The 21,134-nt window shown below is 67.3% G+C and carries 22 protein-coding genes; 9 read left to right on the forward strand and 13 right to left on the reverse strand.

From position 1 onward, the window contains the following. Positions 1-395 precede the first annotated feature (395 nt). The 3 genes from OX958_RS04010 to OX958_RS04020 all read right to left on the reverse strand — a co-directional run bounded on the left by OX958_RS04010 (position 396) and on the right by OX958_RS04020 (position 2,822). Complete coding sequence (locus OX958_RS04010) at positions 396-866, reverse strand: hypothetical protein (RefSeq protein ID WP_270135787.1); 471 nt, start codon at positions 864-866, stop codon at positions 396-398. 47 nt (positions 867-913) lie between these two features. Then, positions 914-1,891, reverse strand: coding sequence for a hypothetical protein (locus tag OX958_RS04015; protein ID WP_270135788.1), 978 nt, complete (start codon positions 1,889-1,891; stop codon positions 914-916). Between the two features lie 523 nt (positions 1,892-2,414). Beyond that, positions 2,415-2,822: a hypothetical protein gene (locus OX958_RS04020; protein ID WP_270135789.1), complete on the reverse strand. Its 408-nt coding sequence runs from the start codon at positions 2,820-2,822 to the stop codon at positions 2,415-2,417. Between the two features lie 230 nt (positions 2,823-3,052). Here OX958_RS04020 and OX958_RS04025 point away from each other — a divergent pair, with 230 nt between their 5' ends. Then, positions 3,053-3,235 carry a hypothetical protein gene (locus OX958_RS04025; RefSeq protein ID WP_270135790.1) on the forward strand — a complete coding sequence of 61 codons (183 nt, stop codon included), beginning with the start codon at positions 3,053-3,055 and terminating at the stop codon, positions 3,233-3,235. A gap of 300 nt (positions 3,236-3,535) precedes the next feature. Here OX958_RS04025 and OX958_RS04030 read toward each other — a convergent pair whose 3' ends face one another. Together OX958_RS04030 and OX958_RS04035 are read right to left on the reverse strand one after the other, a co-directional pair. Continuing rightward, positions 3,536-4,297: an SAM-dependent methyltransferase gene (locus tag OX958_RS04030; RefSeq protein WP_270135791.1), complete on the reverse strand. Its 762-nt coding sequence runs from the start codon at positions 4,295-4,297 to the stop codon at positions 3,536-3,538. 241 nt (positions 4,298-4,538) lie between these two features. Further along, on the reverse strand, positions 4,539-4,865 hold the full coding sequence (locus OX958_RS04035) for a hypothetical protein (RefSeq protein WP_270135792.1): 327 nt from the start codon (positions 4,863-4,865) through the stop codon (positions 4,539-4,541). Positions 4,866-5,112: 247 nt separating this feature from the next. On the opposite strand from OX958_RS04035, the gene OX958_RS04040 reads away from it, so the two are divergent. Next, positions 5,113-5,469: a hypothetical protein gene (locus OX958_RS04040; protein WP_270135793.1), complete on the forward strand. Its 357-nt coding sequence runs from the start codon at positions 5,113-5,115 to the stop codon at positions 5,467-5,469. A 100-nt stretch (positions 5,470-5,569) separates the two neighbouring features. Here the strand turns inward: OX958_RS04040 and OX958_RS04045 are convergent, their stop codons facing one another. The 3 genes from OX958_RS04045 to OX958_RS04055 all read right to left on the reverse strand — a co-directional run bounded on the left by OX958_RS04045 (position 5,570) and on the right by OX958_RS04055 (position 8,913). Beyond that, entirely contained in the window at positions 5,570-7,960 is a 2,391-nt protein-coding gene (locus OX958_RS04045) for an excinuclease ABC subunit UvrA (RefSeq protein ID WP_270135794.1), read from the reverse strand. 63 nt (positions 7,961-8,023) lie between these two features. Continuing rightward, positions 8,024-8,452: a VOC family protein gene (locus OX958_RS04050; protein ID WP_270135795.1), complete on the reverse strand. Its 429-nt coding sequence runs from the start codon at positions 8,450-8,452 to the stop codon at positions 8,024-8,026. Between the two features lie 5 nt (positions 8,453-8,457). Beyond that, positions 8,458-8,913 carry a helix-turn-helix transcriptional regulator gene (locus OX958_RS04055; protein ID WP_270135796.1) on the reverse strand — a complete coding sequence of 152 codons (456 nt, stop codon included), beginning with the start codon at positions 8,911-8,913 and terminating at the stop codon, positions 8,458-8,460. 122 nt (positions 8,914-9,035) lie between these two features. On the opposite strand from OX958_RS04055, the gene OX958_RS04060 reads away from it, so the two are divergent. Next, a complete protein-coding gene (locus OX958_RS04060; protein ID WP_270135797.1) occupies positions 9,036-10,988 on the forward strand; it encodes a heparinase II/III domain-containing protein in 1,953 nt (650 codons plus the stop codon). Here the strand turns inward: OX958_RS04060 and OX958_RS04065 are convergent. Further along, positions 10,973-13,165, reverse strand: coding sequence for an MMPL family transporter (locus OX958_RS04065; protein WP_270135798.1), 2,193 nt, complete (start codon positions 13,163-13,165; stop codon positions 10,973-10,975). The two genes, OX958_RS04060 and OX958_RS04065, sit on opposite strands and share 16 nt — an antisense overlap. 164 nt (positions 13,166-13,329) lie before the next feature. Here OX958_RS04065 and OX958_RS04070 point away from each other — a divergent pair, with 164 nt between their 5' ends. Together OX958_RS04070 and OX958_RS04075 are read left to right on the forward strand one after the other, a co-directional pair. Next, positions 13,330-14,472 (forward strand): sensor histidine kinase, encoded by a 1,143-nt coding sequence (locus tag OX958_RS04070; protein WP_270135799.1) that lies wholly within the window; start codon positions 13,330-13,332, stop codon positions 14,470-14,472. Beyond that, positions 14,469-15,125 carry a response regulator gene (locus tag OX958_RS04075; RefSeq protein ID WP_270135800.1) on the forward strand — a complete coding sequence of 219 codons (657 nt, stop codon included), beginning with the start codon at positions 14,469-14,471 and terminating at the stop codon, positions 15,123-15,125. Before OX958_RS04070 ends, OX958_RS04075 begins: the two co-directional genes overlap by 4 nt. On the opposite strand, the gene OX958_RS04080 is transcribed toward OX958_RS04075, so the two are convergent. Then, the gene (locus OX958_RS04080; protein WP_270135801.1) at positions 15,115-15,489 is read right to left on the reverse strand and encodes a VOC family protein; all 375 of its coding nucleotides are present in this window, start codon (positions 15,487-15,489) and stop codon (positions 15,115-15,117) included. The two genes, OX958_RS04075 and OX958_RS04080, sit on opposite strands and share 11 nt — an antisense overlap. Positions 15,490-15,563: 74 nt before the next feature. Between OX958_RS04080 and OX958_RS04085 the strand changes: the two genes are divergently transcribed. After that, entirely contained in the window at positions 15,564-16,439 is an 876-nt protein-coding gene (locus OX958_RS04085; protein WP_270135802.1) for an alpha/beta fold hydrolase, read from the forward strand. Here OX958_RS04085 and OX958_RS04090 read toward each other — a convergent pair. Then, the gene (locus OX958_RS04090) at positions 16,426-17,391 is read right to left on the reverse strand and encodes a 2-hydroxyacid dehydrogenase (protein WP_270135803.1); all 966 of its coding nucleotides are present in this window, start codon (positions 17,389-17,391) and stop codon (positions 16,426-16,428) included. The genes OX958_RS04085 and OX958_RS04090 overlap by 14 nt on opposite strands. Before the next feature lie 115 nt (positions 17,392-17,506). Between OX958_RS04090 and OX958_RS04095 the strand changes: the two genes are divergently transcribed. Continuing rightward, a complete protein-coding gene (locus OX958_RS04095; RefSeq protein ID WP_270135804.1) occupies positions 17,507-17,935 on the forward strand; it encodes a VOC family protein in 429 nt (142 codons plus the stop codon). Between the two features lie 137 nt (positions 17,936-18,072). After that, positions 18,073-18,849: a polyprenyl diphosphate synthase gene (uppS, locus tag OX958_RS04100; RefSeq protein ID WP_270135805.1), complete on the forward strand. Its 777-nt coding sequence runs from the start codon at positions 18,073-18,075 to the stop codon at positions 18,847-18,849. A 10-nt stretch (positions 18,850-18,859) separates the two neighbouring features. On the opposite strand, the gene OX958_RS04105 is transcribed toward uppS, so the two are convergent. Both OX958_RS04105 and OX958_RS04110 read right to left on the reverse strand, forming a co-directional pair. Next, positions 18,860-19,363 (reverse strand): hypothetical protein, encoded by a 504-nt coding sequence (locus tag OX958_RS04105; RefSeq protein ID WP_270135806.1) that lies wholly within the window; start codon positions 19,361-19,363, stop codon positions 18,860-18,862. A 76-nt stretch (positions 19,364-19,439) separates the two neighbouring features. Then, positions 19,440-19,928: an Lrp/AsnC family transcriptional regulator gene (locus OX958_RS04110; RefSeq protein ID WP_270135807.1), complete on the reverse strand. Its 489-nt coding sequence runs from the start codon at positions 19,926-19,928 to the stop codon at positions 19,440-19,442. A 116-nt stretch (positions 19,929-20,044) separates the two neighbouring features. Here OX958_RS04110 and OX958_RS04115 point away from each other — a divergent pair, with 116 nt between their 5' ends. Beyond that, a complete protein-coding gene (locus tag OX958_RS04115) occupies positions 20,045-21,133 on the forward strand; it encodes a thiamine pyrophosphate-dependent dehydrogenase E1 component subunit alpha (protein ID WP_270135809.1) in 1,089 nt (362 codons plus the stop codon). Position 21,134 lies beyond the last annotated feature (1 nt).

A 21,134-nucleotide genomic window follows, 5' to 3' on the forward strand; every position in this document is an offset into this window, starting at 1 on the left:
ACCCCTAGTCGGGAGTTGCGAGCCTGAGTGCGCTGCTGAGTTGATCTCTTATGGATCAAGGGCGTGCCTCCGGCGCGCCAGGCCGGGCACGCCCTCCGGGGCGCGGGCCCACGCGGCCTGCCGGCCGAACCCCGCGCCCCGGAGACCGACCCGGCCTGAAGCCGGAAGAACCTCATACCAAGAGGAAGCGGCCAGGCCCCGTTGTAGGCGTCCGACCGCTGGTTAGCTCCGTCCCCCTGGCCGCTCGATTGTCCGGCCACCACGACCTACGTCAAGAGCGCTACGCGTCCCTACGGGATCGAGCAAGCTCGACACTTGACGTAGGCCGCGCTGACCTGGGTTTGCAGCTATCAGGGGGACGGGGCAGGTGTGGTGGAGCGGGCAAAGCGATCGTTTCAAGCCTTGAGGTCCGCGTAAGCGGCGCGTGTGCGCTTCAGACACATCGCGATGGTCAATAGAAGGTGTGAGCAGGTAAGTACGACGCCGCCGGTCCACCATCGATTCACGGAGGCCGCATCACCGTCGGACTCCGGGCCAACTGAAGCGCCTGCGAGCACGACAATCGCTGTCGTGACGAGCCCCACGACAACTGCGTAGAGAACGTTCGCAAACAGCTCATCGATGAGGATGGCTATGCGACTTACTGGTCCGATGCGGTCGTCAGAGCCCACCTGGAGTCGCAGTTGGAAGACGAAGATCACTAACGCAAACAGCAGGCCCGTAAGGATCGAGACTCCTTGAATCAAGTCCCCCGCAGACGGCAGTTCTCCGCCGCAAAACACCGACACTGCAGCAAGGCCAAGCGGCATGCCTAGGAACACGAGCAGATCCCGGCGGCGATAGTCACCCGACCGTACGTCAGTCATCGTTCGGTAGTGATCTCCGATGACTGGGAAGAGCGAAGCTTTGCTACTCACTCGTCGGGCACCTCCAACCGCGCCTTGAGCTGCTCGGGGGTCCACACCCCCTGTTCCCATCGAGTCTCCCAGGCAACACCGACATTTCTGAAGAGGTCTGGGACGATCTCGACACAGGCTTTCCGCACGTCTTCCGCGGTGGGTGTCGGGTCCCCGGTCTCCGCGATGACCTGCGCGAAGCGTGGAGACTTCTCCTTATCGATGACGAAGGTCTTGGATCGACCGTACGCTGACACCTGGACCTCTAGCTCGTCCGGCTCTGCGTCATCTGGGAAGCCGAGCAGATGCCCTGCGTTAACTCGCTTAGCTCTCAGGAGATCCAAGAGCGACTTTGGCAGGTGCTTCCCGGGACCGTCAGGACGGAGTGTCCTCTCTAGCCGGCCGACTCCGCGAGGTGTGCTGGCATCCGCGATGTCGGCACTCCAGTTGTACTGGTTCACTGAGCCCGTGATTCGATCAAGCTCGGCGGCCTGCATCCATGCGTCACTCTCAACAATGGACTCGAACTTGAGCATGTGAGAGCCATAGTTTGCCTTGAATGCGGCCATAAACAGATCCAACAGGCGACGTGCTGGCACCTCCCTGCCCACACGCTCGATCAAGACCAGCGCGTGTTTGGCGGCCTTCGGAACAAAAACGACCAGCCGGGCGTGGTAGGTGGCGGCCATATTCGGATCGCGTTGATGCACGATCTCGTGGTTGTCCACGTCGCGGGTCACGCCGGCTGTGCCAAAGTTCCCGCCCTCCACCTCCACGACTATCGTTCGCCCCCTAGTCGCGATGTCACCGAGAGCGGTGTACACCTCCTTGGAGCGGTCCACGAGCCGATCAGGATCGAGAGCTTTCAAGAAGCCATAGAAAGCCAGCAACAGATCGCCGTCCGGCTTGTCGAAGGCTGAGACATCCAACAAGTCGTCTGGCTTCATTCGCGGATGAACTGAAACCTTCGTAACAAGAATCGAGTGCTTCGGCATGATCCCCTCCCCAAGATAGTCACGCCGTGTGGCCGGGATCGTACGTCAGCGGCTCGCTACACGACAGACCGCAGTCAGCAGGACCCCGGGAATCGTTCACAGCCCGTTATGGTGCGGCCCATAGCTTGGGACTTAGCGGAGGCCGCAGCGAGCCGGAACCGTCCTGGTACGGCATGGGGTGGCGGACCCTGCTAACAAGCGTGCTAACAACGGGGTGGACCGGGGTGGACCTGGAGGGACGATCTACCCCACAGCATGGCTCCCGGGATTGGCGGGTGGACTTCGGTAGACGGTGGTCGCTGCACTCGTAATGAGAAGGTCATCGGTTCGATTCCGATAGGCGGCTCCACCAGAACCCCCAGGTCAGAGGCCAGTTTCCTCGCCCGGGGGTTTCTTGTTTCCGGCCTCCAACTCTCTCCGTGCCCCCGTGGTGCCCGGTCTTCACAGCTCTGCGCGAGTGCGCGGACATGTGCAGACTTCAATGAAGTGGATCAACCAGTGAGAGTCACACGACCGCTCGCTGTCAGGCTCGGAAGGGCTGACCATCTCGGCGCCCATGGCGGATCTCGGCAAGTGACCAAACTCCGAGGGAGTAGTCGTCGAGCGCGTACCCGCCCTCGGTCAGTAGCCGGTCCACAAGCTGCCGCATCTCGGCCTGGAAGTCCCCACGACCTGAGACCCGGACCTCCACCCATACTCCCGATAGCTCGTTGCTCACCCGCCGCACGGCGTTCAGGTCAGAGGACGAGAACGATGCCTCGTCCGTCAGCGCCTGGATCAGTTCCGCGTCTGACTCGTAATACTTCATAGAAGCTTCGAGTCGTCGATCGGCAATCCCGAACCACTCCGAACCCGAGCGTTCACCCACGCTATTCAGCAGGGCTTTCACGCGCTCCCGCTGCATCCTCGGGAACACCTGCACAGACTTCATCTTCGACAGTGTTCCAGGAGTCACGGGTATGCCGCGTTCAGCTGACGGGCGCACCCCAAAGCGCCGGATGAACGCCGTCACGCTCGTTCGCCAGTTGAACTAGGCTCGGCTGGTGTTCGAGTTCGCGATTCAAGGCCCGCGCCGTATCCGCCTCCGGATCGGGCGATGGCACTTCCGGACCTGGCGGTCCTGGGTCATGAAGCTGCCCAGCGGGGTACCGAGCGCCGGAGTTGGTCTACATCGTCGAGTGGCTTGATGACGATGACATGAGCCTCGGCCAGATCGGCGCGTTCTTCTCTGAGGAGACGGCGCAGGCGTGCATCGCCCAGCTTGAGGCGGAAGGCCGCACCGACCTAGCTATCAACATGATCGCGGTCCACTCCCGGCTACAGGACTGGGAGTGGAACCCCTAGCTGACTTATGTTGTACTACGGCCGATCGGCGAGGGCGACCTGCAGTTTCTGCAAGGTCTGATCAGCGATCCGGAGGAAGCCACTCCTAGCTTGGCATCGAGTTGGCGCGTTCTTACCGCGGTCGTGGTGTCGGTACGCGTGTTCATCAACTTGTCGTCGCCTACCTGTTCGCGAAACCCTCTTCCGCCGCATCGAGGCCTATGCCGAGGAGGGACTGATCGCACAAGAGCCTCAGGAAGCCGGCGTGGCTTTCTGAGGCTCTTGTGGTTCTGCGGGGTGGAGCGACGAGGCGGGCCGAGGTCAGCGGAGTACTGCGACGCCGCCGTACTCGATCCACTCTGCGGTCTCCTGCTTCGGGGGTGCTTCGTTGTTCGGGCGCCAGGTGGAGACCTCTACGAGGCCCGGATCAAGGATGTCCATTCCCTCGAACCACTCGGCTACGTCCTTTTCCTGGCGGACGCGGCCCCAGTTGCCGTGCGTGGTTTCGTCCATGAACTTGGTGACGGAGTCGCGGATCGTGGCGTCCTCGCTGACGAGTTGGCACATCACCATGCAACTGCCTGGTACCAGGCGTTCGGTGACTCGGCGGACCACGGCCATCGGGCCGTCGGTCTCGCTGTCCGGGATGCAGTGGAACACCGAGTTGAACAGCACTGCGACGGGCTGGGAGAAGTCGATCAGGCGCACGGTGTCGGGGTGCGAGAAGATCGCTTCGGTGTCGCGCATGTCGGCCTCGATGACCGTCGTCCTGCGCTCGTCCTCGACCAGCAGGGCGCGGCCGTGCGCGCTCACCAGCGGGTCGATGTCGATGTAGACGACATGGGGCTCGTCGGTGACCTGCTGCGCGACCTGGTGCACGTTGTTCTGCGTGGGCAGGCCCGATCCGTGGTCGAGGAACTGCCTGATTCCGTGCTCCGCAGCCAGCGCCCGTACCGCGCGCTGCATGAACTGCCGGTTGTTGACGGCCAGCGCGCGGGTGCTCGGAACGACCTTGTCCAGCTCGTCGACGGCCGCGCGGTCGGCAGCGAAGTTGTCCTTGCCGCCGAGGTAGTAGTCGTACATGCGCGCCGCTGTCGGAACGGAGGTGTCGAATTTAGCCGGAGGCTGTTCGTCAGGCTGCATTATCTCCCCAAGTGCCGAGTCGGGCGGTCGCCCGACCGAGGACACATTACTTACCCCGCTGGCCAGCGGTGATGTGCCCGGTACGGTGTGTGAGTCTGAGCGCCTACTTTAGCCGGACCACCGGGGCTGATGACACAAGCTGGCAACGACTTCACATACCTCTGCAGTCGTCGTATGGAGTTCAAATGCTGGGTCGGCGGCGGCGTACGGCGAGCATGGCAATGCCGATGGGTATCGCTGCTGCGGCTGTGCCTGCTGCCAGGTTGAATCGGGTTTGGCCGGCCTGGCGGCAGCGGTGGGCGATGTCTTCGCTGTCTGGGGGTGGTTCGCCGCCGGGGTAGTTGTTGGCGTCGTTCAGCACCGTGTCGTAGGGCGCGAGGCAGGTGTAGGTGGCTGCTCGGCTGGTGTTGTCGATGGTGGGGTTGTCGAACATCAACCAGATGGCCGCGAGGGGTAGTGCGATCGCCAGCGCCGTTAGTAGGCGGCGGAAGGCTGGGGATCTGGTCATGGCGGGAAGCCTGACACAGGCAACCGAGGTCGCCGTGTCACCAGTGCCCGCACATACCGCGATCGCATCCGAATGGGGCAGGCGACCTGGCGGACGACTTTCGCGCGACACCTGGCGGAAAACAGCGCGGACTGGTTGGCCTTGAGGCGGCTCTGGCGACGTTGATCGACTTCGATCGAGAATCGGCTGTGGCTGGTCGGCGGGGGCAGGGTGAGGGGCGTACAGGTGGCTCTGCGAAAGGACTCGTGTGAACAAGACAAAGCTGATCCGGATCATGACGGCGGCGGCTGTTGTGGGGACTGGACTGGTGGGCGGCGTGGGTGCCGGTACCGCGAGCGCAGCTCCGAACTGCAACCAGTACGGGCCTCTGCGGGACGGCCGGACGCTGCAGTCCATCGGCTCGATTCCGTACAAGGCTGGTCCCGCGGCGGAGTGCCCGACCTACCGGAGTCTTGAGGGCAGGGCCGTCATCCACTGTCAGAAGAAGAACACCTACGGGAACATCTGGTTCTTCGTTCGCCACCAGGCGACGGGGCAGACGGGGTGGATCTACAAGGGTGACACGACGCTGTACCCCGACGGCATCAAGTGGTGCAACCCGTAGGGGACACCGGTACGAATACCGCGACGGCCGCAGGAAGCTTCAGCCTTCCTGCGGCCGTCTGCGTGTCCGCGGGCGCCGCCGGGATGGTTGACATCGGCACTTAGCTGCCGACGTACGCCGCGAGGTGTTCGCCGGTGAGCGTCGACTGCTTGGCCGCCAGTTCCGCGGGGGTGCCCTCGAAGACGATCTGGCCGCCGTCGTGGCCGGCGCCCGGGCCGAGGTCGATGATCCAGTCGGCGTGGGCCATCACGGCCTGGTGGTGCTCGATCACGATCACCGACTTGCCGGAGTCGACCAGCCGGTCCAGCAGGCCGAGGAGGTGTTCGACGTCGGCGAGGTGGAGGCCGGTGGTCGGCTCGTCCAGGACGTAGATGCCGCCCTTCTCGCTCATGTGGGTGGCCAGCTTGAGGCGCTGGCGCTCGCCGCCGGAGAGGGTGGTCAGCGGCTGGCCGAGGCTGAGGTAGCCGAGACCGACGTCCGCCAGGTGCGCCAGGATCTTGTGCGCGGCAGGAGTCTTCGCCTCGCCGTCGGCGAAGAACCGTTCCGCCTCCGTCACCGACATCGCCAGTACTTCGCTGATGTCCCGCCCACCGAAGTGGTAGTCCAGCACCTCCTCCTTGAACCTCTTGCCCTCGCACACCTCGCAGGGAGTCGCGACGCCGGCCATCATCGCCAGATCGGTGTAGATCACCCCCGCGCCGTTGCAGTTCGGGCAGGCACCCTCGGAGTTGGCGCTGAACAGGGCCGGCTTGACCCCGTTGGCCTTCGCGAACGCCTTGCGGATCGGCTCGAGCAGCCCTGTGTACGTCGCCGGATTGCTGCGCCGGGAACCGCGGATGGCGGCCTGGTCGATCGACACCACGTCGGCCGAGGACGGCAGCGAGCCGTGGATCAGCGAGCTCTTGCCGGAACCGGCGACCCCTGTCACCACGGTCAGTACGCCGAGCGGGATGTCCACGTCGACGTCCTGCAGGTTGTGGGTCGAAGCGCCGCGGATTTCCAGCTTGCCTGTCGCGGACCGCAACTCCGGCTTCAGGGCCGCGCGATCGTCGAGGTGCCGGCCGGTCAACGTGTCGCTGCCGCGCAGTTCCTCGATGGTGCCCTCGAAGCAGATCGTGCCACCCGCCGTACCGGCGCCGGGGCCGAGATCGACGACGTGGTCGGCGATCGCGATCGCCTCCGGCTTGTGCTCGACGACGAGCACCGTGTTGCCCTTGTCGCGCAGCCGCAGCAGCAGGTCGTTCATCCGCTGGATGTCGTGCGGGTGCAACCCGATGGTCGGCTCGTCGAAGACGTAGGTGACATCGGTCAGCGACGACCCGAGGTGGCGGATCATCTTCACCCGCTGCGCCTCACCGCCGGACAGGGTGCCGGCCGGCCGGTCCAGCGACAGGTAGCCCAGGCCGATCTCCACGAACGAGTCGAGCGTGTGCTCCAGCTTGTCCAGCAGCGGCGCGACCGACTTGTCCTGGACGCCGCGGACCCACTCGACCAGGTCGCTGATCTGCATCTTGCAGCAGTCGGCGATGTTGGTGCCGTTGATCTTCGACGACCGGGCGCCCTCGTTCAGCCGGGTCCCGTCGCACTCCGGGCAGGCGGTGAAGGTGATCGCCCGCTCCACGAAAGCGCGGATGTGCGGCTGCATCGCCTCGACGTCCTTGGCCAGGAACGACTTCTGGATCTGCGGGATCAGCCCCTGGTAGGTCAGGTTGATGCCCTCGACCTTGATCTTGGTCGGCTCCTGGTAGAGCAGCGCCTGGGTCTCCTTCTTGGTGTACTTCGCGATCGGCTTGTCCGGGTCGAAGAAGCCGCAACCGCGGAAGATCCGGCCCTGCCAGCCGTCCATGCTGTAGCCGGGAATGGTCAGCGCGCCCTCGTTCAGCGACTTGCTCGCGTCGTACAGTGCGGTCAGGTCGAAGTCGGTGACCGAGCCCCGGCCTTCACACCGCGGGCACATCCCGCCGGTGATGCTGAAGCTGCGCCGCTCCTTGGTCTCCTGACCGCCCTTGGAGATGGTGACCGCGCCCGCCCCGGAGATCGAGGCGACGTTGAAGGAGAACGCCTGGGCCGAGCCGACGTGCGGCTGACCGAGCCGGCTGAACAGGATCCGCAGCATCGCGTTCGCGTCGGTCGCGGTGCCGACGGTGGAGTGCGGGTTGGAGCCCATCCGCTCCTGGTCGACGATGATCGCGGTGGTCAGACCCTCGAGTACGTCGACGTCCGGCCGGGCCAGCGACGGCATGAAGCCCTGGACGAAGGTGCTGTAGGTCTCGTTGATCATCCGCTGTGAGTCGGCCGCGATGGTGCCGAACACCAGCGAGCTCTTGCCCGAGCCGGAGACCCCGGTGAAGACCGTCAGCCGGCGTTTCGGGATCTCCAGGCTGACGTCCTTCAGGTTGTTCACCCGGGCGCCCTGGACCCGGATCAGGTCGTGGCTGTCGGCGACGTGGTGCCCGGCCGGCGGCGTACTGGTGGTGGTGCGCTTGCTCATCGGTTCTCCATCTCGTCGGGCGGCGCCGTCCCCGGCGGCGCCACCTGGCAGGGCAGTGCGGAACTACTCGGCGACCTGCTGCTGAGCGATCTGCTGAAGGCGGACCATGTTGCCGGCCGGATCCCGGAAGGCGCAGTCGCGGACGCCGTACGGCTGGTCGATCGGTTCCTGGACGACCTCGACGTCGGTGGCCTGCAGTTTCGCGAAGGCCGCGTCCACGTCGGGGGTGGCCAGCAGGATGCCGGCGTAGGTGCCCTTGGCCATCATCTCGACGATGACCTTGCGCTCGTCCTCGGTGATGCCGGGGTCGACCGCCGGCGGGTGCAGCACGATGCTGGTACCGGGCTGGCCGGGCGGGCCGACCGTCAGCCAGCGCATGCCGTTGTAGCCGACGTCGTTGCGCAGTTCGAAGCCGAGCGCGTCGCGGTAGAACGCGAGCGCGGCGTCCGGGTCGTGGTGGGGCAGGAAGCTCGCACTGATCGTGATGTCCATGCCGATCACGCTAGCTGCGGCGCGGTGCCCGGCGCTTCTCGATTCCTGATCGGTCTGCTCACCTGCTTGGAGAAGATCGACGGCATCCCGGCCAGCGGCTCGGACGCGCCCGCCTCCTGCCGGTAGACGCTCGGCGGTACGCCGACCAGCTCGGTGAAGCGGGTGCTGAACGTCCCCAGCGAGGAGCAGCCGACCTCGAAACAGACCTCGGTGACGCTCAGGTCGCCCCGGCGCAGCAACGCCATCGCCCGCTCGATCCGCCGCGTCATCAGGTACGAGTACGGCGACTCTCCGTAAGCGAGCCGGAACTGTCGGCTAAGATGCCCACCGGACATGTTCACCCCGCGGGCCAGCGCCTCGACGTCGAGCGGCTGCGGGTACTCCCGATCGATCCGGTCCCGGACGCGACGCAGCAGTGCGAGATCGCGTAGCCGCTGTTCCTGGTCCGTCTTGCCGCTCACCCGAAAGATCGTGCCATATTCCCCGCCACCTCGGCAGCAGGAAGTGCCTGGCGCAACTTTCCCGGAGTTCTTCTCATCGTGCTTCCTGCCAGGGGGAGAGTACGAACCAGTTGGAGGAAGTCGTGACGGGTCGACTTGCAATGGGCGCGACGGTGGGGTTCGCGCTCGCGCTGGGCGGGCTGGTGGTCGCGCCGGCCGAGATTCAGGCCGCGCCGCCGCGACCCGGAATCGCGGTGCTGCCGGATCTGCCGGAGCCGGGGGTGGCGCAGTTCGATCCGGCCGGGAGCAACGTCGTACCGGCGGTTGCCGCGGCGGCGACCGATCTGCGGAAGTCGTCCCGGAAGACGACCGCCGCGGGCACCGGCACCTACACCTGCTCCGGCTTCAGCACGGTGGACGACGCCACCACCGTCGCGATGCTGCAGGCCGACACCTACGCCTGGGGACCGTACGCCGCTTACCGAGTGGGCAACGGCAGCGGAAACGTCAACTGGCGGGTCAATCCGTACAAGAACCCCAGCTGGTACATGTGGTTGCACTCACTTCGTTGGCTGGGGCAAGGAATTCTGGCCGGCAGTCAGGGCGACCTGGCCGCGCTGAACCGGGTCACGGCGATCACCAGGGACTGGGTCACCGACAACCCGTACTCGTGGAAGGGCGACATCGGCGCCTACGAGTCCACGATGCACCGGACCAACGTGCTGCTCTGCGTCCGGGCCGCGATTCTCGCGGGGCTCGGCGCCGACGCCCTACCGGCGGCGTACGGCTGGCTCGACGTGGCGCTGGTCAACCACGCCAGGTTTCTGATCGCCAACTGGAGCGGTGCCTGGAACCACGGCACCGACGAGAGCATCGCGCTCTTCGGTGTCGGCTGCACGCTGAACCGCGAGGACTACAAGACCACCGCGCAGAACCGGCTGGCCAGCGGGATCACCACCGCGATCGATGCTCAGGGATCGACCAACGAGCAGTCCACCGCCTACGCGCAGTTCAACTACTCGCTGTGGGGACGCGCCGTCGCCGCGCTCGAAGCCTGCGGAGCCGACCCCGGTACGACGATCGACGAGCGCCGGGAGCTGCTGGCCGGCTGGCTGGCCCTCGCCACCAACTCGCTCGGCAAGCTGCACCAGCTCGGCGACTCCGAGGTGGTCTCCACCAGCCCGATCACCGGTACGCCGCTGCACTACGCGGGCAGCAACGGGGTCGAGGGGCTGGCCCCGGAGCGCCGGATCGGCACCTTCGACGCCGGTTTCGTGTTCGGCCGGACCGGCTGGGGGCAGACGCGACCGTTTCGCCAGGAGTCGACGTACAGCATCCGGTACGGGCCCTCCCGCGCTCTCCACGGGCACAGCGACCACACCGCGATCACCTACACCTCCCGCGGCCGCGACATCCTGATCGACGCCGGTCACGCCGGCTACCAGCCCGACGTCTGGCGCACCTGGGCCAAGAGCCAGTACGCCGCCAGCTCGATGACCACCCCGCTCGCCGCGGAGACCTACCCGGCCACCAAGCTGACCAGGAAGGCCTTCACCCCGACGTCGGAGTTCTACGAGTTCGCCGATTCGCCGGGCGCGGGGATCAGCCGCAACCGCGCGGTCCTGGTGCTCAAGGACCCCGACCTGATCGTCAGTCTCGACCGGGCCAGTGCCAAGGCGCCGCAGCAGTTCCAGACGCTGTGGCACCTGCCCTCGGACCAGCGGGCGACGGTCTACTCGCGAACGACGGCGATCGGGGCGAAGGCCGGTGACGACACCCGGACCATCCTGTTCCAGGTCCCGTACCGGCAGGCGCTGCCGGCCGGCGCGATCCTGGTCAAGCAGGGCCAGACCAAGCCGATCCAGGGCTGGCACTACCCGAACATCTTCACCCGCACGCCGGCCCCGACGCTGATGTTCGCCCGGTCCGGCACCAGCGCGTCGATCCTGTCCGTGATCGCGCCGGTGCCGGCCACCGGATCCGTGCAGTACAAGGGCCGCTGGTCCGGTACGACGTACATCGTCGACCTGGTGGCCGGCGGCAAGAAGGTGTCCTTCGGGATCACCGCCGGCGGAGCCCTCTACCGGGTCAACTGACCCACCGGAGCAGGTTCGGTCACCGGGACGGGGGTTTCGAAGGCGCCCGTCCCGTGCAGGTCGATGGTCGGCAGCAGCCGGCCCAGCCAGGCCGGCAGCCACCAGTTGGCGTCGCCGAGCAGTTTCATCGTGGCGGGGACCAGCACCAGGCGCACGATCGTCGCGTCCACGAGGACCGCGACGGCCAGACCGAGACCGAACATCTTCGCGGTCGGGTTCTCGCCCAGGATGAAGCCGGAGAAGACCGAGATCATGATCAGCGCGGCCGAGCTGATCACCCGTCCGGTGACGGCGATCCCGCGGACCACCGAGGCCTGGTTGTCGCCGGAGCCGAGGTACTCCTCGCGGATCCGGGACAGCAGGAACACCTCGTAGTCCATCGACAGCCCGAACAGGATCGCGAACATGAACAGCGGGATGAACGGCAGGATCGGCAGCGGCGCCTCGACCCCGATCAGCTCGGCGCCCCAGCCCCGCTGGAACACCATCACCATCACGCCGAAGGACGCGCCGATCCCGAGCAGGTTCATCAGGGCCGCCTTCAGCGGCACCAGGATCGACCGGAAGACGACGGTCAGCAGCAGGAACGACAGCAGGACGACCGCGCCGATGAACCACGGCAGCCGCTCGCCGACCCGCTGACCGGTGTCGAGGGCGCTCGCCGTCTGGCCGCCGAGGTGAGCTTTGGCCGGACTCTGCCCGAGTACTGCGGGGAACACGTCCGCCCGGAGCCGTTTGATGGTGGTGAACGTGGCGTCGTCCTGAGGTCCTGTGGTCGGGTAGGCGACCAGGGTGGCGACACCGGCGGTCCGCCCGGGCTCGGCGACGGCCGCGACCCCCCGGTCTGCCGCGATGGCTTCACGCAGTGGCTGGACGACGCTGGAGTCCGCGGAAACGTCGACCGCGATCACCAGCGGCCCGTTCGCGCCCGGACCGAAGCCCTTGGCCACGAGGTCGTAGGCCTGCCGCTCGGTGCGGTGCTGCGGCAGGGTGCCTTCGTCCGGCGTACCGACTCGGAGGTCGAGCGCGGGGGCGGCCAGCGCGAGCAGGACGACGGCGGTCCCGGCGGCGTACAGCTTGGCGTTGCGTGAGACGTGCTCGCCCCAGCGCTGCCAGCTCGAGACCTTGGTGGTCAGGGCAGCGGCGGTGCCGGTCCGGCGGCGACCGAAGCCGATCCGGTTGATCCACAACCCGGCCAGGCCGAGGAACGCGGGCAGCAGCGTGATCGAGGCGATCACCATGATCAGCACGATGATCGAGACGGCGATCCCGCCGGCGGTCAGGAACGGTATGCCGGCCACCGCCAGACCGAGGATGGCGACGACCACGGTTCCACCCGCGACCACGACGGACTGTCCGGCGGTGGCGACTGCCCGGCCGACCGACTCCTCGACCGGCAGTCCTTGCGCCAGGTATTCGCGGTGCCGGGTGACGAGCAGCAGCGCGTAGTCGATACCGACCCCGAGACCGACCATGCTGCCTACCACCGGCGCCCAGGTCGGTACGTCGATGAAGTAGGTGACCAGCGCCAGCGAGCTGGTACCGAGGCCGATCCCGAACAGAGCGAGACCGATCGGGAGCCCCATCGCGATCACCGAGCCGAACGCGAGCAGCAGCACGACGGCCGCCGCGATCAGGCCGATCAACTCGCCCGCTCCGGTCTCCGCCTCCTCGAAGGCGACGGCCAGATCTCCACCCAGCTCGATCCGCAGCGGTGAACCCTCGGCAGCCTGCCCCGCGAACGTCTGAAGATTCTGGAGATCGGTCCCCGAGAGGTCGTCGATCACCGGATACTGCAGCCGGACGATCGCCACTCTGCCATCCGGCGAGATGGTCGCGGGGCCGGCCGCGAGGACGTTGGGCAGCCGCGCTGCCTCCGCCTCGACCTTGGTCAGCGCCGCTCGCGCCTGACCGGAATCGGCGAAGGTCGCGTTCTCGGCCGTCGGCGTGGCCACCAGCTGGGCGGTCAGGCCGGCCTGGTTCGCGCCGGCCTTGGTCAGCAGGTCCGTCGCGTTCTGCGAGTCCAGCCCCGGTACGGCGGTGCTGTTGTCCAGCTTCTGCCCGAAGAGTCCGGCGGCCGCGAACACCACGGCGGCCAGGAGAAGCCAGGTTCCGATCATGGTCAACGGGCGACGGGCGGCGTACCGGCCCAATCGGTACAGAGCTTGCGGCATCATTCGTGTTCTCCTTCGACGGTCCCGGCAAATCCCGGTCCCAGCGTGGCGAGCCGCGGCGGCCGGTACCTCGGGCGAAGAGCCGGACTTCGCTCGGCTTTCCGGCCGACCGGCGAGCCGTACTTTCGGCCGGTACGCCGGACGCCTGCGCTGTCTACGCTGAGGCCATGGCGATGAACGCGGTCCGAGCTCTGTGGGGCGAGCCGCGGGCACCCCTGGCGCCGAAGCGGGTCTGGCGGGACTGGGTGCTGCTCGCCCTGCTGCTGCCCACGGCTGTTCTCGAAGGTGTACTGCGGCCCGACCTTGCGTGGCGACCGGTTGCGCTGGTGTGGGCGTTGGTGGTGCTGGTGACGCTGTTGTGGCGGCGTACGCATCCGTTGGCCGTGGTTGCCATCGCGTTCGGTGCCGCGATTCTCAGCGCTGTCGCAGTGCTGGTCGCTGATGCGCCGGCTGTCGGGTTGAACACGCTGGTCGCCGTAGTGCTGCTGCCGTACTCGCTCACGCGCTGGGGTTCCGGCCGCGAGGTCGGGATCGGACTGCTGATCTGCCTCGTCGCACTGGTGCTGGGCACAGCCGCGGACTACACGGGAATCACCGAGGCAGTGCTTGGCGGGGTGTTCCTGTTCACGCCGGCGGTGCTGGGGGCCGCGGTCCGCTACTGGGCCGCCACCCGGCATCGCGAGCTCGACCGGATGAGGCTGCAGGAGCGTGCCTTGCTGGCCCGCGAGTTGCACGACACGGTCGCGCATCACGTGTCGGCCATCGCGGTACGGGCGCAGGCCGGGCGGGTCGTCGCGGCATCGCATCCTGAGGCGGCGATGGAGGCACTGGTCGTGATCGAGGCGGAGGCTTCGCGCACGCTGGCCGAGATGCGGGTGATGGTCGGCGCGCTGCGGGCGGAGGAAGTGGCCGCGCTGTCACCGCAACAGGGTTTGGCCGAGCTCGAGCGGCTCGCGGGCAAGGTCGGGGACGGGCCGCGGGTCGAGGTGGAGCTGTCCGGCGACCTTGCCGACTTGGGATCCCCGGTCGGTGCCGCGCTCTATCGCATCGCGCAGGAGTCGGTCACGAACGCGGCCAGGCATGCGCGGCACGCCACCCGCATCGACGTACGGGTGGTCGGAGACGGGGAGTGGATCCGGTTGACGGTGGACGACGACGGGGACGCCGGAGCGGCGGGGCCGGCCGGCTTCGGGTTGATCGGGATGACCGAGCGGGCCACCTTGCTGGGCGGGTCTTTCGTCGCGGGCCCTGGGGTCGAGCGGGGCTGGAGCGTCGCGGCCGTGCTGCCTCGGAGCGGGGTGGCCGGGTGACGATCCGCGTGCTGGTGGCCGACGACCAGGAGATCATCCGGACCGGGTTGTCGATGATCCTCGGGGTACAACCGGGGATCGAGGTCGTGGGCCAGGCGGCGGACGGCCATGAAGCGGTCGAGCTGGCTCGCCGGCTCCGGCCGGACGTGTGTCTCTTCGACATCCGGATGCCCGGCCTGGACGGGATCGGCGCCACGCGCGCGCTCGCCGGACCAGGCGTCGCCGATCCGCTGGCGGTGGTGGTCATCACCACCTTCGACCTCGACGAGTACGTGCACGGAGCCTTGAAAGCGGGCGCTCGTGGGTTCCTGCTGAAGGATGCCGGACCCGAGTTGCTGGTCCAGGCGATCCGGGCGGCCGCCGACGGGGACGCACTGATCGCGCCGAAGATCACTGCCCGGCTGCTCGCGGCCTTCTCCGACACGAGTCTGGGGCGGCCACCCGCTCAGCCGACCGAGCCGCTCACCAGCCGGGAGGAGGAGGTACTGATCACCGTGGCGCGCGGCCGGACCAACTCCGAGATCGCCACCGACCTCCACATCAGCCTGAGCACGGTCAAGACCCATCTGACCGCGGTGATGACCAAACTCGGCGCCCGCAACCGGGTCGAGCTCGTCATGTGGGCCTACGAAACCGGGCGCGTCAGCCGCTGACCTCGCCGGTGCTCATCTCGATGCAGAACTCGTTCGACTCCGGGTCCTTGAGGGTGACCCAGCCGCGGCCGTTGGGCTTGCGGTGGTCCTCGTGGATGGTGGCGCCGAGACCGAGCAGGCGGGCGACCTCCTCGTCGCGGGTGCGGTCGGTGGGTTGCCAGTCGAGATGGACGCGGTTCTTGACGGTGCGGGGGTCGGGGACGGCGATGAACAGCAGGCCGGGCACGGGAGCGGGCGCCTCGACCAGTACTTCGTCGTCGCCGGGCACGTCCTCCGCGGACACCGGCCAGCCGGTCACCTTGCTCCAGAAGGTCGCCAGGGCGTAGGGATCGGAGCAGTCGATGGTCACGTGTCTGAGAATCATGGCGGCCAATCTAGACCGCGGGCCAGGTGAGCGCCGCTGGTTTACAGTCGGGGAAATTCGGGCGGAGGACCGGCATGGATGACTTGTTGCGGCTGCCGGACGGGCGGCGGGCCCAGTACTGGAGTGGTGGCGACCCGGATGGATCGGTCGTGTTCTTTCTGCACGGGTGCCCGGACACCCGGCACGCGGCGTACGCCGGGGAGGCTGCGGCCCGGCGTACGGGGGTGCGGTTGGTGGCGGTCAATCGACCGGGGTACGGGTTGTCCGACGAGGCTGCATCGGATCACCTGTCGGTGGCCGGCGACGTGGCGGCGGTGGCCGATCTGCTGGGGGTGGCGCGGTACGGCGTACTGGGGATGTCTCTTGGTGGGCCGTACGCGTTGGCGTGCGCGGTCCGCGATCCGTCGCGGGTGACAGCCGTGCAGGTGGTGGCGAGTCCGGGCGAGGTGCCTGCGCTGGTCCCGCCGTACCACCGAGATGGTCTCAGCGTGGAGCAGCAGGAGTTCTACGAGTTGTTGGCACGGACGCCGGTGGAGGAGGCGATCGAGCTGATGCGGCCGGAGTTCGAGACGTACGTCGGGAAGCTGGCGCTGGACTCGGACGATGAAGAAGTGGCGCGACGGTTCGTTGCCGGGCTGGACGCGCTCGATGCCGAGGTCGCCGCCCGGCAGCCGGTCGCCGAGCTCGCCGCGTCGATCCGAGAGGCGCTGACCACCAGCAGCGGCTACCTCCGCGACGCCGCGATCGCCTTCAGACCTTGGCTCTTCCGCCCGGAGAAGATCAACTGCCCGACCACCCTCTGGTACGGCGAACACGACACCAACGCCTCGATCCGCAACGGCGAGTGGCTCGCCGGCCGAATCCCAGGCGCTGAGCTGCTCCGCCGGCCAGGGGACGGCCACCTCGGCAGCCTTCACAACCACTGGGACGAAATACTCAGGGGGTTCTGAGGAGCCGGGTGGATTCCTGGACCGGGGTCAGGGGTTTACCGGTTTCGTACCAGCTGACGAGGTTGTCGACGACCAGTTGGCCCATGGCGTCGCGGGTGGGGACGGAGGCCGAGCCGACGTGTGGGAGCAGGACCGCGTTGCCGAGGTCCAGGAGGCCGGGGTGGACCTCGGGTTCGTGTTCGAAGACGTCGAGGCCGGCGCTGAGGATGGTGTTGGTACGCAGGGCTTCTACCAGGGCTTCTTCGTCGACGACGGTGCCGCGCGCGACGTTGATCAGGATGCCGTCGGTGCCCAGCGCCTTCAGGACCTGGGCATCCACGAGGTGGCGGGTCTCGTCGCCGCCGGGGATGACGATCATCAGGATGTCGACGGCGGCGGCCAGTTCGAGCAGGGTCGAGTAGTAGCTGTAGGCAACATCTTTGCGATGGCGGTTGTGGTAGGCGATCGAGATGCCGAACGCCTGCGCGCGCCGGGCGATCGCCTCGCCGATCCGGCCGAGGCCGAGGATGCCCATCGTGCGGCCGCTCAGGGTGGCCTTGGTCAACGGGTAGGAGCGTTCGGTCCAGGCGCCGGCGCGGAGGTGGCGTTCGGCGCGGGAGAGTTCGCGGGCCGTCATCAGCAGCAGACCCATCGCGGTGTCGGCAACCTCGTCGTCCAGTACGCCGGGAGTGTTGGTGACGATCACGCCGCGCTCGGCCGCCACCGTCGCGTCGATCTTGTCGTAGCCGACCCCGAAGCTGGCGACCAGTCGCAGGGCCGGCAACCGGTCGAGGAACGGACCGTCGATCTCCGCGCCGCCGGTCGCGACGGCGGTGATCTCCTTCGCCCGCTCCGCCAGTACGGCGTCCGGATCGCCGGCCTCCCAGAGCCGGATCACCTCGAAGTGCTCCGCGAGGCCGGTCTGCACGACCTCGTTCATCGGGCCGGTGATCAGAACGGTCGGACGTGACATCGCTGCTCCCGTGCGGTCGAGGACTCACCCAACCCTATTTCGCCGCCGCCGAGCAGTTCGAACGAGGTTCGGTAGAGGACAGCTGCTGGCCGCTACCTTCGCCAGGCTGGGTCTCATGACGGAGAACAGAACAGCCAGCCTGCACGCGTACTTCGGGTATCGGGACGCGGTCGCCGCGTTGCGCTGGCTCGAGGACGCCTTCGGGTTCGAGACCACGATGCAGTTTCCCGACGACAAGGGCGGGATCATGCATGCCGAACTGCGCCGCGGCGACGCGGCCATCACCCTTTTCACCGACGAGGAGGGCTACGGCAAGCTGCCGCGCAAGGGTGACAGCGTCGGCCACGGGCTGTACCTCGCGCTCGGCTCGGAGGCCGAGGTCGACGAGGTGTACGTGACCGCCACCAAGCATGGCGCCGAGTCGGTGTGGACTCCGGCCGACACCGAGTGGGGCAACTACCGCTGCCGGGTCGCCGACCCCGAAGGCTACGAATGGACTTTCGGCACCCACGTCCCGGGGCAACCGACCGGCGACTGGTCGTAGGAGTAGTCCCTCGAACGATGACCGGGATCGCTGATCTGCAACGGGTTTGCTGACTTCTTCACTGACTGCGCAAAGGGAGTTTCAAAGACTGGGCGACGGGCTGTGCGTTACGGGCTGAGACGAGTAGGTTACTCGGCATGCCCGCCACCAGTCCGTTGTACGCGTTGTACGTCCGCCGTCTTCGATCCCAGCTGGCCGGCCGGGAGTTGCCGGCCCACATCGGCGTGGTGACGGACGGGAACCGGCGGTGGGCACGCGGCAAGGGGCACAGCAATCCGAGTGTCGGGCACCGGCGGGGAGCCGAGCACATCGAGAACCTGCTCGGCTGGTGCGAGACCGCCGGCGTACCGCACGTCACCGTGTTCCTCTGCTCCACCGAGAACCTGGCCAAACGCGACGACGCCGAGGTCGCCTATCTGATGGAGGTCGTCGAGGAGATCGTGGCCGGGCGGCTCGCGCAGCCGGGTGGCCGGTGGCAGGTGCACATCGCCGGGTTGCTCGACCTGCTGCCGGACAGTACGGCGCACGCGCTGAAGAACGCGGTCGACGCGACCAAGGACGTCGCCACCGGAAACCACATCACCCTGGCGATCGGCTACGGCGGCCGGCAGGAAGTGGTGGAGGCGGTGCGCTCGCTGCTCGAATCGGAGGCGGATTCCGGCAACGATCTCAACGGCCTCGCCGAGACGCTGAACGCCGACGACATCACCAAGCACCTCTACAACGTGGGCCAGCCCGACCCCGACCTGATCATCCGCACCAGCGGCGAGCAACGGATGTCGAACTTCCTGCTCTGGCAGAGCGCCTACTCCGAGCTCTACTTCTGCGAGGCCTACTGGCCGGCTTTCCGTGAGGTCGACTTCCTCCGGGCCCTCCGCTCGTACGCCGACCGCCACCGCCGCCGCGGCGCCTGACCCCCCGCCGTCAGTCGCAGTTCCGCGGAGTGAACTCGTCGAGCGTGACGACCTCGGTACTGTTGACCTTCGGCAGGATCTTGGTCTTGAGAATCTGACCGGGCTGGAGTGACTTCACCAGCTCGGGAGTGAAGTCCAGACCGGCCGCGTTGGAGGAACCGTTCTTGTTGCGGCCGGTCAGCGAGTAGCTCCGGCCCGCGTCCAGGTCCGGCACCCGTTGCTCCGACTTCCAGCGACCGGCGCCCTCGACGAGCGGGAACTGCACGATGCCCTTGGGCGACCGGGTGTTGTACCACTCGGTCAGCACCACGTCGTCCTTGCTCGTGCTGGTCTGCATCCGATCCCATAACTTCAGCTGATCGATGTCGCCACCACAGTCCTGCAGTACGACGATCGTCCGCCCCGACTCGTCCACGCTCAGTCCGATCACCCCGGACTCGGTCGGACTGCACGCGACCAGTCCGAAGGCGGTACACGCGATGGCGCTGATACCGGCAAGCTTCCCCCAGGTCATGCGTAAGGGTAAGCGAGGTCAGGGGCAGTCGGGGTGGGTGAACTCGTCGAGGGTGGTCACCCTGTACTGCGGGGGGCTAGAGGGTGCCGAGGTCCTCGAAGATCAGCGCGGTGCGGGTGGCGAGGACTTCGGGAATCGCCTGCAGCTTCTCCAGCACGACCCGGCGCAGCCCTTCGTTGTCGGCGGCCCGGACCAGCAGGATGGCGTCGAAGTCGCCGCCGACCAGAGCCATGTGCTTGACCTCGGGGATCGCCTGGAGCTGTTCGCGCAGCACTCGCCAGGAGCTCTGGCGGAGACTCAGCGTGACGTACGCCGACGTCGCCAGGCCTAGTTTGAGCGGGTCGACAGTGGCGGCGAACCCGGTGATCACGCCGGTCGTGGTGAGCCGTTCGACCCGGGCGTAGGCGTTCGCGCGGGAGATGTGCACCTGGTCGGCCAGGGCGCGGATGGAGAGCCGGCCGTCGCGGCTCAGCGCCGCCACGATCTGCCGGTCGATCTCGTCGAGCGCCGGAGCCACAACCATCTGTCCAGGCTGAGCCGGGCCGACCGTCACGTCGTCAGACATTCTGCTCCTCAGTTGCGGCTCAGCTGACCGATCGTCCCGGGATTCTGCCAGCTATGGATCCGAATGGCCACAAGTATGACCATGAACCATCCGTCCGTCTCCCTGCAGGAGGGTCCATGACTACAGTCGAGGAGCAGTTGCTCCCCTCCGCTGAGCCAGTCCAGCTCGTCGACGAGCACGGCGGCCGGCACGACAGCCCGCAGTACGGGATGCCGGCGCCGGAGGCCCTCGTCGACGGTTACTCGCAGTTGGTGCAGGGCCGCAGGATCAACGACCAGGCCAGCGCGCTCGTCCGTCAGGGCCGGCTCGCCGTCTACCCGTCGTCGCACGGCCAGGAGGCCTGCCAGATCGCCGCCACGATGGTGCTCGGCGAGCAGGACTGGCTGTTCCCGACGTACCGGGACACCGTCTCGATCATCAGCCGCGGTGTCGACCCGATCGAGACGCTGACCCTGCTGCGCGGTGACTGGCACTCCGGCTACGACCCGTACGAGCACAACGTCGCGCCGCAGGCCACGCCGCTGGCCACCCAGTTGCTGCACGCGGTCGGGGTCGCGCACGCCGCGCGGCTCAAGGGCGAGGACACGGTCGTGATGGCACTGTGCGGTGACGGTGCCACCAGCGAGGGTGACTTCCACGAGGCGCTGAACTTCGCCGCGGTCTTCAAGGCGCCGGTGGTCTTCTTCATCCAGAACAACGAGTACGCGATCTCCGTGCCGCTGGCCCGGCAGACGATCGCGCCTTCCCTTGCACACAAGGGCATCGGGTACGGCGTACCGGGGGAGCGGGTGGACGGCAACGACCTGGCCGCGCTGCTCGCGGTACTGGGGTCGGCTGTCGGCAAAGCGCGCGCCGGTGAAGGACCGCAGCTCATCGAGGCACACACCTATCGCGTGCAGGCGCACACCAACGCCGACGACGCGACCCGCTATCGCAACGACGCAGAGGTCACCCCCTGGCTGGAGCGTGATCCGCTGAAGCGGCTGGACGCCTACCTGTCGGGTGAGGGTCTGCTGAACGACGAGCAACGGGCCGAGGCAGCGGCGAAGGCCGACAAGATCGCCGAGGACCTGCGGGTCGGGCTGATGCAGGAGGTCTCGCCGGATCCGGCGGAGCTGTTCGCGCATCTCTACGCGACGCCGACGCCCCAGTTGAAGGAGCAGGCCGAGTTCCTGCAGGACGAGTTGTCGCGAGAGGAGGCCTGAC

The sequence above is a fragment of the Kribbella sp. CA-293567 genome, from assembly GCF_027627575.1.
Lineage (GTDB): Bacteria > Actinomycetota > Actinomycetes > Propionibacteriales > Kribbellaceae > Kribbella.